Below are 13,265 nucleotides of genomic sequence, written 5' to 3'. Positions count from 1 at the left end.
CGGCGACCTCATGGCTATGCACCCAGAACGGCAAACTTCACACCTAAAAATACAACCCCATGCCTGCCAAAGACCTCTATCATGATGCTGTAAAAAATGCTTTGATTAAAGATGGGTGGCTGATAATTGCTGACCCTTACATAATTAAATATGAAAATGCTGAACTGTATGCCGACTTAGCCGCAGAAAAACCAATCGCCGCAGAACGCCAGGGGCAGAAAATTGTTATCGAAATTAAAAGCTTCGTTGGTAAATCTCAGATGTACGACTTTCACAACGCCCTCGGACAGTACATCGTTTATCGCAACCTCATCCAAGTTAGCGAACCTGAATATAATTTATACCTAGCAATTGACGACATTGTTTATTTAAACTTTTTTCAACGTCCATCAATCCAACTCATTGCCAGCCAAAACCACCTGCAATTAATTATCGTAGATATTGAACAGGAGCAAATTGTGCAATGGATACATTAAGCCACTATCGCAGTATTATCCAAGAAACTATTAAAAAATACTATGATTTAGCCAATTCTCAACCCGCTAATACTACAAGCGATGGCGTTCCGCCCAGCGTAGCTGATCGCCTGATTTTAGACGAAAAACATGACCAATACCTGTGGTTGCGTTGTGGTTGGGATGGCAAAAGACGAGTACAGCACATTATCTTATACTTCCAGATTCAAAACGGTAAAATCTGGGTAGAAGAAGACAACACTGACTTGGGGATTGTTGATGATTTATTGGCAGCAGATATCTCTAAAACTGATATTATGTTGGGCTTTCATCACCCTAGTAAAAGGGCATTAGCTGAGATCGGTCTTTAAAAATTCTCGCTATTAGGAGAACCACAAGTATTAGACTTCCTGCAAAAATCTAAAGAGGAATAAAAGGAATTACAGATAAACACAGATAAACATCGATATTTATCTGTGTATCTGCGAGAAGTCACTCTATATCTACATCTGTGATTCAATATTCAAAATATTGGCTTATCCAACAAGTCTATTCCTGAATCAGTATTCTAAAAATTCCCCTTGTTAGGAGAACCAACCTCCGCAACAGGATTTGGCTGATTTAGGTAATTGTAGACAAGCTGGGAAACTTGGCGAATAAAGTCTCTACCTCGAGAATCTTTATAAGGACGTTTCACAAAGATAGCTGCTAGGTAACGCTTGCCATTTGGCATAGTAATAAATCCCGCATCGCCAATGAGAAAACCGATATCTCCAGTTTTGTTGGCGATGACTGCGCCTTTTCCTAAACCTGCGGGAAGCAGAGTGTGAATAGTCGTGTGACGCAGAATATCCAAAGCTTGTTCTTTGCTTGAGTCAGAAACCAGCTTGTTATTGACTAACAAAGCTAACACTCGCGCCATGTCTTGCGAACTGGTGGTATTAGTTCCTCTCAAGTCAGCCAACAGACGCCTAATTACTGTGTCTTTCAATCCCCATGTGCGGAAACGCTGATTTAGTTTACCCGCCCCACCCAAGCGATCAATAATCATGTTGGTGGCGGTATTGTCACTAATAGTCACCATTTTGGTGATAGTTTCTAAAGCCGTGTATTTCTTACCAACTCGTTCATACTGCATCTCTCCAGAACCGTTGGTTACTAAGTCACCGCGCATCGTCAGCTTTTCATCTAACCTGACTTTACCAGCGTCTAAATCCTGAAAAAAGGCAATCAGAATCGGCAGTTTAATTGTACTGGCTGCTGGGAAGACGCGATCGCCCCCAATATCGAGATAATTCCCAGTATCCAAATCTAGGAAAAACATTCCTGTGGTCAGAAAACTGTACCGATTCATCAAGGCTTTAATCTGAGGTTCTAAAGCCTTCATTGATGAATTTAAAGGTACAACACCCGCAAATAAATTTCTGTTACTAACTGTTGGCGGAGTACTCGGTTGCTCTGTAATAACTACTGGGGGAATGCTTGGCGGAGTTACTGCCATTCTGACTAGTTGGGGTAACTGCACAGACCAATGATTGGGAGATTCTTGTTGGAGCTTAACTTGCTCTAGATCTAAGGTGTAACCAGGCGCTAAGGTAATTTGGATGCGGGTAGTATTAGCGCCAAACTGTCGTATCTGAATTTCTTGCGTTATCGGCCCTATCTTTTGAGTCACTTGGGGATATTTTAGGGTAACTCCTGGTAAATCAATTACTAGACGGGTGGGATTAGCCAACAGTTGAACTTTTGGTTGAACATTATCATCTGTGGTGAAGTCCAGATGATTGCGATTGCTATCAAAATGCCAATTGGGGACTGTAGCCGCTTTCACAGTTGAACCAACCAGCAAGGTACTTAAAAAGCTGGCTAATATCCAGCTTGTTTTGACAATATTTTTTTTGTGTGTGAGTCGCATTAGTTAAAACTATCCGTGAGTTGAAGATTGAGTAATTAACAACAAGTATTGGTTACAAAAATATAAAACTGACAAACCGTCAGAAATTATATACTGCCGCGATAAATTTACAAGAGGCGATCGCGAATTCCGGATAGATTTCAGTAAAAATTTGATGAACTTCAAAATTACAATGGCAAATCTACTGTAATGCAATTAAATCTCCCGCTTCGTTGCTATCCCGCCTGAGAATCAATTCCAAGGCGAGATGACAATCAGCAAGATACTTTCACTGGCATAAAAATGAGTAATACCAATTTGAAAAATGATTGCGACAGATGGAAATCTGAAACGCTTATCCAATAGATGTTTCACAATCCAAAATGGTATAAGTTTTCATCCTCCTTCAGTGAGTGGGAAGTTTATCCTGCTTCTTTAGATACAGGGGTAAACGCTTTCGGGTTAGTGCATCAGTGGTTGTAAATGTTGCAAAAGCAGTTTTGCTCCGGGTTCAGACGAAGCGGGATTTTGACCAGTAATCAAATTGCGATCGCTCACTACATAAGGCTGCCAGTTCTCGGTTTTGGAATACTTGCCACCGTTATTTTTCAACTCGTCTTCTACCAGAAAAGGCACGACGTTGGTTAGCTCAACTGCCGCTTCTTCTGAATTTGCAAAGCCGGTCACAGACTTGCCTTGCACCAAGGGAGCGCCATCAGCAGTTTTGGTATGGCGAAACACGCCGGGAGCATGACAAACTGCGGCTACAGGCTTTCCAACCGCATACAAAGCTTCGATTAAAGCAATAGAATCTGGATCTTCAGCCAGATCCCACAAAGGCCCGTGACCGCCAGGATAGAACACAGCATCGTAATCGTCGGCAGATACACTTGACAGCTTGAGCGTGTTTGCTAAAATCGTTTGCGCGTCTGTATCTTCCTGAAAGCGAAGGGTTGCCTCAGTTTGCGCATCTGGCTCATCGCTTTTAGGATCAAGTGGCGGTTGTCCACCCTTGGGAGAAGCCAAGGTAATTTCTACGCCTGCGTCTTTGAATACGTAGTAAGGAGCAGCAAACTCCTCTAACCAAAAGCCGGTTTTTTTACCTGTGTTGCCAAGCTTGTCATGAGAAGTCAATACCATTAAGATTTTTATTGTCATCTCTATTATTTATCTCGTCTGGAATGTCCTTTCTAGAGAACTGATTGCAGATGCATATGGGCATCTTGCCAGATTCCTGAATGTTGCGGCTTAACTAGCGCTTGATGGTTATCTCATTGCCAGTGTCGTCTTCTTGCGTGGCGGCGGGAAAGCTAGGTCAAGTTCGGCTAAATCTTCATTTGTCAGCGTTAATTCCAAAGCCGCGCGATTCTCCTGGATGTGCGCTGGATTGCTGGCTTTCGGAATGGCGATAATATCCTTTTGGTGCAGCAGCCATGCTAAAGCCACTTGGGTTGGTGTAGCGTTATGACGTGCGGCGATCGCTTTGAGATGAGGATTTTGCAACATCCCTCCTGGTTCGCGCGGTGCTTGCTCGATTGGAGAGTAAGCCATGATTGGGATGCTACGATCGCGACACCAAGGAAGCAGATCCCACTCGATGCCACGCTGCATCAAGTTATAAAGCACCTGATTGGTGGCAATTTCATCACCACCGCGTAAGGCGATCGCACCTTCCATATCATCAATATCGAAGTTGCTGACGCCATAATCCCGGATATCCCCCGCTTTTTTGAGCAATTGAAACGCTTCCAGTGTCTCTGTCAGTGGCACCGATCCGCGCCAGTGAAGCAGATAGAGATCGAGGTAATCGGTCTTGAGCCGCTTGAGGCTGCGCTTGCAAGCTTCAGCAGTACCCCGCCGAGTGGCGTTGTGCGGATAGACCTTGCTGACTAGAAAGACCTCATCACGGCGTCCGGCGATCGCCTCACTAACCACTTCTTCCGCACCACCTTCGCCATACATCTCTGCTGTGTCAATCAGCGTCATCCCCAGATCTAAACCCAGACGCAGTGCCGCGATCTCGGCTGATCGCTGAGTCGGCTCCTCTCCCATCCTCCAGGTTCCCTGCCCTAACACAGGGATCTCTCTTCCCGATGGTAAGCGCAATAGTCTCATCTTTGGGACTCTCCTACAGTCTTGTTCTGTTTGACCACACGAGCGTGCTGAGTTAATTAAAATACTCAATATTTACATATTTGGTAAATGCTCTGCTCTTGGTGGGCAGTCTTTTAACTCAGCACTCTTCATTGCGATCGTTGTAGCTTTCCAGAAAAATTTTGTGTTCCTTTGGTTGGATTCTGTCGTTACCCTAGGGAGGAAATCATTTCGATTTGGTGAGAGAGAAATTATTTTTTCTAGACAGCTAATCACGGGAAAATCCTACAACCAAGGGGTGAAAATGCTTCTTCCCCTGTTCCCTATTCCCTGTTCCCCATTTTCAAGACAAGCATTAGCTTACAATCCCAAATCTACGGCAATTCTATGGGCACAGGCAAAGCCGGAAAATGCTACTGCATTTAACCCTTGACCAGGAAAGGTACTATCGCCTACACAGTACAATCCCGGAATTGCCGTGCGATTAAATGGCATCCCCAACAACCCGCGTAACTTGCGTCGGGGAATTGGCCCGTAAGTGCCATCTTCTCGTCCCAAAAAGCGGCGATGGGTGCGGGGTGTTCCTACCTCCAAGTAATCCAATCCCGCATCTAAACCTGGAAAAATCTGCTCTAATCGGTCAATAATTCGCCATGCTGCTGCTTCCTTGCTTGCTTCATACTCACTCTCGCTCATTCCTTGCCAATTATCTATCCAATCAGGTGTAAAAGCATGAATGATGTGATATCCCGCAGGAGCTAAATCTGGATCAAGCAAAGTGGGAATCGAAACAAACACTGTACCTTGTGCTGCTGTCATTTGCTGCCAATCTTCGAGCAATATATGATGGCACTCTGTACCCTGAGGTAAAACTGACTTTTCAACACCCATGTGCAAACTCAAAAAACCGGGTGATTTTTCATAATTTTGTTGCCATTTTTTCTCATTAGATGGCATTGACTCTACAGGTAATAATTTTTTAAAAGTATCCCAGCGTGTAGCGTTAGAAACTATGCGTTTACCCCGATAGACTTGACCATTAGCTAGTTGCACACCTACAGCTTTTCCGCGTTCAGTAATGATTTTTGTCACTCTGGCTTGATACTGAATTTTACCCCCAGCCTTTTCTAAACCCGCTACCAATGTTTGAGCAATTCTTCCTACTCCGCCTTTTGGGTAATTAACTCCGCCATAATGCCTATCAGAAAAAACCATGCCAGCATTAATCATTGGTGTCATGTTAGCTGGAACTACCGACCAGCAATAGCATTCCATATCAATAAATTTCAATAACTGAGGATCTTTGATGTAGCGCCGCGCCACATCTCCAACATTTTGCGGTAAATACTTGGCTAAACCAAGACAAGCTAAAGGATGTTGAAAAAATGCCCGCATTAAATACCGAGGTTCTTCGAGTGACAGCAAATCCATGCTGTTCAAGCAATTAAAAACTTGCCAGCATTCATCATAAAAACGACGAATCCCCTGTTGTTCATGACGAAAATAAGCAGTAAGATTTTGCAAAAAATTTTCATAAACCCGATCAACTTTCAAATCTAAATTGTCGGGTAGATGGTAGTGAATCTGCACCGGATCGGCAATTGTTTTGAGGCTGACATTCACAGCATCAAGGGCGCGGGTGAGTAAATTTGTGGTGCCATTATGCCCCATACCAAAAATCATTGAAGCTCCCACATCAAAGCGATAGCCCTGTCGTTCAAAATAACCCGCACTACCACCTGGTATCAAATAACTTTCTAGTACTAGCACTTTAGCTCCCTTTGCTGCTAGCTGGGTTGCTGTCACCAATCCACCAATCCCAGAGCCAATGACAATTACATCAAATAAGGAACTAGAAGTCATAAAAAATCTAAAATTCAAAATTTAAACTGCAAAATGGAAAAACTTAATCTTTGGTAGCAACCTGACAACTTCTACTGAGCAAATTCAAAGATTATCAGCAGATACTCAGGAGCCACATCAGATTTTCTAAAAAATTGTAGCGTATATTACTTTTATTACAAAATATAATACGTAACCGATTTCATCTGTTCGGTTCAGATATATTCAACAGCTAAAATACCTATCAAAATTTAATTGACTATAGGATTCCTATTTGAGTTTAAGAAGAAGACCTATCTTTTTTCCTGTTCCCTATAAATTTTGAATTTCTTGGTTTCTATCTCAAAAAAAGAGGGACGAGCCTGCTACTGCGGCTAATCCCGTCTGCCGATCCTTAAAGAGAGGAGAACACTGGATAATAATATAACCTTGATTGAGAATTGCTGTCAACTATTAATGCTAACTATTATCAATAAGTTAATAAGTCATGATTTTAGCTGCCAGTCGTAGGCAGGACAGAGTATTATGAATGTTTCAGTTCTTATATAATTAAAAATCGCCTATTTTTGGCTATGACGCTACAACTGCGTGTTTATGTTCCACCCCATCCCTTAATCAAGCACTGGTTAGCAGTTGCTCGTGATGCAGCCACACCTTCAGTATTATTTCGTAGTGCGATGGTGGAGTTGGGCAGATGGCTGACCTATGAAGCGGCACGAGAATGGTTACCGACACAAGAGACGACTGTGCAGAGTCCTTTGGATTCTTCGCCAGCAACTTTGATTAATCCAGAAGTGCCTGTGGCGGTAGTACCGATTTTACGGGCAGGATTAGGATTATTAGAAGGCGCACAGACTTTGCTACCTTTGGCTTCGATTTATCACCTTGGCTTAGTGCGCAATGAGGAAACACTCCAACCATTTTGTTATCTGAACAAATTACCAGAAAAATTTGACCCCCAAACGCGGGTGTTAATTACTGATCCGATGTTGGCTACGGGTGGGTCAATGATGGCAGCAATGGCAGAATTGACACAACGGGGTGTTGATCCAGTTTTGACGAGGATTGTATGCGTAGTAGCGGCTCCCCCAGCTTTGCAAAAACTGAGTGCTGCTTATCCTGGTTTAATTATTTACACCGCTACCATTGATGAAATAGTCAACGACCAAGGGTATATTGTACCGGGATTAGGAGATGCCGGCGATCGCACCTTTGGGACTTAAGCTACTATGCAGCTAGGGTAGGAAAATAATTTTACTAGTGTAAAAGTGTAAAAGTCCCAAAGTTTCGTCAAGGTGGTTAAGGATATGAGTCAGCGTGATGGTTTTGTCGGTGGATTTTTTGCCGGAGCAATTTTCGGCTCTGTTGTGGGTGGCGTTGTCGGTGCCTTGATTGCTACTCGTCAAGATCCGGAATTAGTGGCAGATGACGATGCAGAACTGACGAATAACCAAGATGAAGCTAGGAAAATAGGCGGGAAACGTCGTCAGATGAAAGCCTCAGAAGCAGAAGGCATGGAGATGGAATCAGCACGGCGATCGCTAGAAGACAAAATTGCCCAGCTAAATGCCACAATAGACGATGTCCGAAAGCAACTAGGCAATGTCAATGGCAGTTCACCGCAAGCCATAAATGAGCGTTCTTTCACTAAAGATTCTTAAACACTAACAACGTGGTGAAAGCGCTAAAGCGTGGTACTACATGCTAAAACTAGCCGCAGACGCCATGACCTAGATTAAATTAAAATCTATGATAAGACCTTGTTTGTCAACTTAGCAGGAAACCGAGCTATCTATGAACTTACTGATTACCACACTGGCTACTTTCATCCAAATTTATACTGTTTTGCTGATTGTTCGGGTTCTGTTGACCTGGTTCCCCAATATTGACTTTTATAGTCAGCCATTTGCCGCTTTGGCCCAGATCACCGACCCTTATCTCAATCTTTTCCGCTCAATTATTCCTCCACTGGGCGGTATGGATTTCTCTCCCATATTAGCTTTCTTGGTGCTGCAATTAGCTGGCGACTGGTTGTTACCGACCCTGAAAGCGATATTTATTTTTTAACCTTGTGCCACGATGGAAATTTAGTTAGGGTGGGCAATTTCCACCCTAATATTAATAATTCCAACTGTTAAAAACTTACTTACGCACCTGACCGCTAAACCCAGCAGCTTTAAACTGCTTTAGCTTCAATGGGGTTGGCTGATTTGCAGGTACAGAAATCCTCAATTCAAAATCACTGATACCTGGCGGTATTTCGGCAATAGAACCTAAACGCGTGCGGTTTTGGAGCACTGAGTCGTTGTTGGCATCATAAATCCGTCCGAAAATATCTGCATCGTAGACGGTTTTATAAGTAGCATTTTCAGCTTTGCCAGTCACAATAAAACATTTAGCAGCCGCAGAACCGCTACTGATCACAGCACCTTGTGCAAGTTCTGGTGGACAATCGTTATAAGAAATATCAAATAGTCTAATTTGTGTCAGCGCTACAGCAGGGGGAGTAAACACCCAAAAACAGACACTGATGAGACAAGAAATAAAGATTACCTTGATTGGTCTGAAATCCAAAATCTTAAAAGGTGCAAGTAATCGCTGTTGCACAGAGTAGTTTGGCCTAGCCAATCCTAGAAAATTCAACCAAGATGTTATGCTGCTTTTCTTTTCCATATCTAAAAATAATGGCAACGAAATCTAAGTAACCTTTATACCGAGGCAAGATATATCACTAAATTCAGCAACCGACATATCATTTCGGAAAACGCCCTAAAGCATTTTCAGCAATGTTTTTAACCCCAGCTTACCTGAATTTCATTACCAAAGATATTGGAGAGTTTCATTTAACTTTTGTAATAATTAGGGAAAATAACCCTTAACTTGCTATTAACATATGACTCCGGATGAGATTAAAGCAGCTTTGCAAGCAGCCTTTAAGAGTTGTGATGTAGCCAGCTGTCCTCTCACTGAGATGCAGAAACAGATATTACTGCAAGTGGTAGAGCAAATTCCGCTTAATTCTAACTTTGGGGTGTTAGAGATTGTTAATCCTTTGGATGAGTTGGCCCCAGAAGAGTTGGCAGCATTTTTGCAGTTCGTCAAAACACAGGAACAAGACAACGGTAATTGGAAAGCCCAATTCCTCAATGATTGGCTGCACGATTCTGACTCTGGAGAAGTACAATTTATCCGCGAACGCTACGGTTTGCAATGGCTAAATCGCCTTCAGTCATATCATTTTGATAAATATGTTTATTTTGAGGATGCATTAAAACTGAAAGTAGGCGATCGCATTGAAATTTCCAACGCTATGTGGGAATGGGTACAAGATGATGGTCCTTGTAAGCGAGAATGGTTTTCTTGTGTAGTGCTGCAAGTTGACGAATATAGCAATGGTGGTGATTCTTTTAGTAATTGCGTCGTCCGCTTCAATAACGGCGCTGAATATGAAATTCAAGGAATTTATGAATGGAACCGCTATAATTGGCGCTGGTCTCAGAATTAGTAAAAACTCAGATTTGCAAGATGTTATCATCTATCAACAGTGTGATACTGTTGGCTACAACTTGCTATCAGGCGATCGCTAGCTTGATAGAAGATCGTCATCTCCCACCTGGTAAACTTATTGATGTTGGTGGCTATAATTTGCACCTCCACACTGCTGGAGAGTCGGGCCCGACAGTTATCTTGGAACACAGTTTAGGCGGTATTGAGGGTTATTTACTGCTTCCAGAGATAGCAAAGCTGACACGAGTTTGCATATATGATCGCGCTGGATATGGTTGGAGCGATCATAGTCCTTATCCCCGAACTAGTAAGCAGATAGTTGCAGAATTAGATTATCTGTTAACACAAGCCAGAATTGAACCACCCTATATTCTCGTAGGAAATTCCTTCGGTAGCTATAACATGCGGTTGTATGCAAAGCAATTTCCCGAAAAAGTCATCGGGATGGTACTTACCGATGGACTTCATGAAACTGCCATGTTGAAAATGCCCATCCATTTACAATGCTTGAAACTGTTTTTTCTATCCGGTTTCGTGATGTCCTTTTTAGGGTCAATTCTTGGTATTGTGCGATTGCTAAAAGTGATTGGTACATTTGAAGTTATCAAGCGCGAATTAGTTAAATTTCCCAAACAGACTTTAAAACCAGTTAAGCGTTCTTTCTGTCGTCCCAAACACTGGATTACGATGAGTCGGGAAATCTTAAATCTAGATACTAGCAGCCGTCAAGTTCAGTCAGCCAATCATTTTGGTGCATTGCCTATAGTTAGTATCAAAGCCAATACTTTTTTCCATGCTTCACCTTGGACTCTATTTCTACCTATGAGAGCAGCTAATCGTTTAAGAGAGGAAATGCACAGTGAAATACTCCAGTTATCGACAAATTGTGTGCAAATTCAAGCCGATCGCAGTGGTCATTTTGTTTGGATCGATCAACCAGAGTTGATTTTGACTGCAATTTTGAGCCTTCTAGAAAACAGCGATCGCAATTAATAAGTAGAAGGCAGAAGGCAGAAGGGAAATTGAGATGTTAAGTTCAATCTTTTACTCTAGAATCCAGAAGTAAAGCTTTGCAATTAACCTAAAAATTTACGGGATAAATTCAACCCGATATGCAGACAATATCCTTACATATAGCGTAATTTCTATCTTGGGCAAGATGTCTATCCTTTTTTATTTCTTAAAAGGATATACTTTGCTGTCAAATGAGTTTAATTTTAGGCTTGAATACTTAAGAATAGATACTAAAGAAAGAAAAATTATTTGCTAATTTTACTTAAAATATAAGAGCTTATCCCGCACAAATTTTCAGTATAATGCTATCTGAATATTGTATTATCAAAAAAATCATCCAATAGCCTTCACTTTACCAAAACTATACTCAAGCCCAGTGTATTGATAAACTGCTATAAAATTAGTAGATGGAGGCTGAAATATGAGTTTTAATTAGATTAATAGCTTGATAACTGCTTCATGGCGTGGGAGTAACATCTTGAATACACGAGGTCAGACAATCAACACCAGTGACGCCCAAATTAGGCTGTTAATTTAAAATGTGATCGCAAAATACTTGATTTCGTTTCTAACCTCAGGACTACTACCATATTGGTAAATATTTTGACTGTGTAAAGTTTACTGATAAATTTCATTATTAGCTTGACACAGTGTGTGGCAGTAGTAAAATCTACTCTTAATTAAACGAAAAATCAGGGCGATGAGTTAGTTACTTGTGCGGAATGCCACAAATTCTACACACTGCATACTTTGCATCTATTCGGATAACACCATTCCGGGTTAGTATATATGACTTAGCGATGCCTGATTGGATATCGATATTGAATTGTTGAATTTTATGGACCATAGTCCACAAGACGGTAGTATCATCCTCCTCTGATCTGGCGAGATAGTCTTCCAGCGCGGGGGAGGCTATAGGAGGGAGGTATTATGCTCATGCAAGATGTGCGCAATTCTGTTGTTGAAGTTGCCGACTTAAACCAACTCAAATGGAATTTAAATCATTTACAACCAGTTGATGTTGGTGAATACATTACAAACTTGCCGACAAATCAACGAGCGATCGCATTTCGTCTGCTCAATAAAGCTCAGGCAATTGATGTTTTTGAATATCTACCTACAGAAGTACAAGAAGAACTCATAAATTCCCTTCATGATGTTCAAGTAGTACAACTTGTAGAGGCAATGAGTCCTGATGAACGAGCAGAATTATTTGATGAATTACCAGCAGGTGTAATCAAAAGATTATTACAAGAATTAAGCCCAGAACAAAGGCAAGCAACAGCAACAATTCTTGGCTACCCCGAAGGTACTGCTGGGCGAGTAATGACTACAGAATATGTCCGGTTGCGCGAAGGATTGACCGTAGGTGAAGCTCTAAGTAAAATCCGTCGTCAGGACGAAGATAAAGAGACAATTTACTATGCCTACGTCACAGACGACAACCGCACTTTGGTGAGGGTGGTTTCACTGCGCCAGCTATTATTTACCTTTCCTGATGTTTTAATTAGAGATATTGCTAGCGATCGCGTCCTCAAAGTCAGAACAGAAACTCCTCAAGAAGAAGTCGCCCAAATTATGAAGCGTTATGACTTAATCGCTATTCCGGTTGTTGACCGGGAAGATCGATTAGTCGGTATTGTCACGATTGATGATGTAATTGATATTTTAGAAGAAGAAGCAACAGAAGATATTCAAAAATTAGCGGGTGTGAGTGGTGATGAAGCAGCTTTGTCTCCTCCTGGAGTTACCATTCGCAAACGGCTACCGTGGCTATTAGGAATTATGGCTCTTTATGTTGGCGCCGCTAGTGCGATCGCTCCTTTTCAATCTGTGATTTCCGCAGTCCCAGTTTTAGCTGTCATTATGCCAATTTTTTCTAATACTGGTGGTACTGTTGGTATTCAGGCATTGACAGTAACAATCCGGGGTTTGGGTGTAGGTGAGGTGACATCCAAAGATACTATGAAAATTCTCCGCAAAGAACTTTTTGCTGGGATAGGCACAGCGGTAGCTTTATGTCTGACAATGATGCTGCTTTCCTTGATTTGGGCCAGGCCTCAAGAGCGATGGGTAGCGTTAGTTGCAGGAGCTGTGATGGCAAGCAATACTATTGTGGCTGTCACTCTTGGGACATTACTACCAATGGGTTTAAAGCGGCTGAAGCTAGATCCTGCTTTAGTTAGCGGACCGTTAGTAACTACAATGCTAGATACAATTGGATTTCTCACCTTCCTCTCATTAATTTCTGTAGCTTTGAACGTATTGCATTTACCAACTTGAAGAAAGGCAGAAGGCAATTGCTTATTGACTCTTGCCTACTTCCCAATTCAAGATATAACTTCAGTTTTTTGATACCAATCAACCACATCACGTAATGTTTCCTCTAAAGGACGAAAGGTAAGGGACTTCCAAGAAATAAAATATACAGCTAATGAAAATGATAATCATTACAGTGG

Annotated in this window: 13 protein-coding genes; 8 read left to right on the top strand and 5 right to left on the bottom strand. The window is 41.9% G+C overall.

The features are described from left to right. The first annotated feature begins 59 nt into the window (after positions 1 to 59). Both BV375_RS14845 and BV375_RS14840 read left to right on the top strand, forming a co-directional pair. The gene (locus BV375_RS14845) at positions 60 to 476 is read left to right on the top strand and encodes a XisH family protein (protein ID WP_086761734.1); all 417 of its coding nucleotides are present in this window, start codon (positions 60 to 62) and stop codon (positions 474 to 476) included. Further along, positions 464 to 826 carry a XisI protein gene (locus BV375_RS14840; RefSeq protein ID WP_086761732.1) on the top strand — a complete coding sequence of 121 codons (363 nt, stop codon included), beginning with the start codon at positions 464 to 466 and terminating at the stop codon, positions 824 to 826. The genes BV375_RS14845 and BV375_RS14840 overlap by 13 nt, the downstream gene beginning before the upstream one ends. Positions 827 to 1,023: 197 nt before the next feature. Here BV375_RS14840 and BV375_RS14835 read toward each other — a convergent pair whose 3' ends face one another. The 4 genes from BV375_RS14835 to crtH all read right to left on the bottom strand — a co-directional run bounded on the left by BV375_RS14835 (position 1,024) and on the right by crtH (position 6,306). After that, complete coding sequence (locus tag BV375_RS14835) at positions 1,024 to 2,370, bottom strand: serine hydrolase (protein WP_086761730.1); 1,347 nt, start codon at positions 2,368 to 2,370, stop codon at positions 1,024 to 1,026. A gap of 441 nt (positions 2,371 to 2,811) precedes the next feature. Then, a complete protein-coding gene (locus tag BV375_RS14830) occupies positions 2,812 to 3,501 on the bottom strand; it encodes a type 1 glutamine amidotransferase domain-containing protein (RefSeq protein ID WP_086761768.1) in 690 nt (229 codons plus the stop codon). 114 nt (positions 3,502 to 3,615) lie between these two features. After that, positions 3,616 to 4,464, bottom strand: a complete 849-nt coding sequence (locus tag BV375_RS14825) for an aldo/keto reductase (protein ID WP_086761728.1) — start codon at positions 4,462 to 4,464, stop codon at positions 3,616 to 3,618. A 339-nt stretch (positions 4,465 to 4,803) separates the two neighbouring features. Continuing rightward, positions 4,804 to 6,306 (bottom strand): carotenoid isomerase, encoded by a 1,503-nt coding sequence (gene crtH / locus BV375_RS14820; RefSeq protein WP_086761726.1) that lies wholly within the window; start codon positions 6,304 to 6,306, stop codon positions 4,804 to 4,806. Between the two features lie 551 nt (positions 6,307 to 6,857). On the opposite strand from crtH, the gene upp reads away from it, so the two are divergent. The 3 genes from upp to BV375_RS14805 all read left to right on the top strand — a co-directional run bounded on the left by upp (position 6,858) and on the right by BV375_RS14805 (position 8,352). Continuing rightward, positions 6,858 to 7,508 carry a uracil phosphoribosyltransferase gene (gene upp, locus BV375_RS14815; RefSeq protein WP_086761725.1) on the top strand — a complete coding sequence of 217 codons (651 nt, stop codon included), beginning with the start codon at positions 6,858 to 6,860 and terminating at the stop codon, positions 7,506 to 7,508. 84 nt (positions 7,509 to 7,592) lie between these two features. Further along, positions 7,593 to 7,946 carry a hypothetical protein gene (locus BV375_RS14810; RefSeq protein WP_086761723.1) on the top strand — a complete coding sequence of 118 codons (354 nt, stop codon included), beginning with the start codon at positions 7,593 to 7,595 and terminating at the stop codon, positions 7,944 to 7,946. A 133-nt stretch (positions 7,947 to 8,079) separates the two neighbouring features. Continuing rightward, the gene (locus BV375_RS14805) at positions 8,080 to 8,352 is read left to right on the top strand and encodes a YggT family protein (RefSeq protein ID WP_086761721.1); all 273 of its coding nucleotides are present in this window, start codon (positions 8,080 to 8,082) and stop codon (positions 8,350 to 8,352) included. Positions 8,353 to 8,427: 75 nt separating this feature from the next. Here BV375_RS14805 and BV375_RS14800 read toward each other — a convergent pair whose 3' ends face one another. After that, a complete protein-coding gene (locus BV375_RS14800; RefSeq protein WP_086761766.1) occupies positions 8,428 to 8,859 on the bottom strand; it encodes a biotin carboxylase in 432 nt (143 codons plus the stop codon). Between the two features lie 319 nt (positions 8,860 to 9,178). Here BV375_RS14800 and BV375_RS14795 point away from each other — a divergent pair, with 319 nt between their 5' ends. From BV375_RS14795 to mgtE, 3 genes are all read left to right on the top strand, one after another. Beyond that, positions 9,179 to 9,790, top strand: coding sequence for a hypothetical protein (locus BV375_RS14795; protein WP_086761719.1), 612 nt, complete (start codon positions 9,179 to 9,181; stop codon positions 9,788 to 9,790). A 41-nt stretch (positions 9,791 to 9,831) separates the two neighbouring features. Continuing rightward, complete coding sequence (locus tag BV375_RS14790; protein ID WP_347812726.1) at positions 9,832 to 10,785, top strand: alpha/beta hydrolase; 954 nt, start codon at positions 9,832 to 9,834, stop codon at positions 10,783 to 10,785. Positions 10,786 to 11,736: 951 nt separating this feature from the next. Continuing rightward, on the top strand, positions 11,737 to 13,089 hold the full coding sequence (gene mgtE, locus BV375_RS14785) for a magnesium transporter (protein WP_086761715.1): 1,353 nt from the start codon (positions 11,737 to 11,739) through the stop codon (positions 13,087 to 13,089). The last annotated feature ends 176 nt before the right edge of the window (positions 13,090 to 13,265 follow it).

This window comes from Nostoc sp. 106C (assembly GCF_002154725.1).
Taxonomy (GTDB): domain Bacteria; phylum Cyanobacteriota; class Cyanobacteriia; order Cyanobacteriales; family Nostocaceae; genus Aulosira.
This window is presented reverse-complemented; position numbering and strand designations above follow the sequence as displayed.

Excerpts from the sequence above, each read along its gene's own strand:
- BV375_RS14845 (WP_086761734.1), top strand. The coding sequence starts at position 60 with ATGCCTGCCAAAGACCTCTATCATGATGCTGTAAAAAATGCTTTGATT.
- BV375_RS14840 (WP_086761732.1), top strand. The coding sequence starts at position 464 with ATGGATACATTAAGCCACTATCGCAGTATTATCCAAGAAACTATTAAA.
- BV375_RS14835 (WP_086761730.1), bottom strand. The coding sequence starts at position 2,370 with ATGCGACTCACACACAAAAAAAATATTGTCAAAACAAGCTGGATATTA.
- BV375_RS14825 (WP_086761728.1), bottom strand. The coding sequence starts at position 4,464 with ATGAGACTATTGCGCTTACCATCGGGAAGAGAGATCCCTGTGTTAGGG.
- crtH (WP_086761726.1), bottom strand. The coding sequence starts at position 6,306 with ATGACTTCTAGTTCCTTATTTGATGTAATTGTCATTGGCTCTGGGATT.
- upp (WP_086761725.1), top strand. The coding sequence starts at position 6,858 with ATGACGCTACAACTGCGTGTTTATGTTCCACCCCATCCCTTAATCAAG.
- BV375_RS14810 (WP_086761723.1), top strand. The coding sequence starts at position 7,593 with ATGAGTCAGCGTGATGGTTTTGTCGGTGGATTTTTTGCCGGAGCAATT.
- BV375_RS14805 (WP_086761721.1), top strand. The coding sequence starts at position 8,080 with ATGAACTTACTGATTACCACACTGGCTACTTTCATCCAAATTTATACT.
- BV375_RS14795 (WP_086761719.1), top strand. The coding sequence starts at position 9,179 with ATGACTCCGGATGAGATTAAAGCAGCTTTGCAAGCAGCCTTTAAGAGT.
- mgtE (WP_086761715.1), top strand. The coding sequence starts at position 11,737 with ATGCTCATGCAAGATGTGCGCAATTCTGTTGTTGAAGTTGCCGACTTA.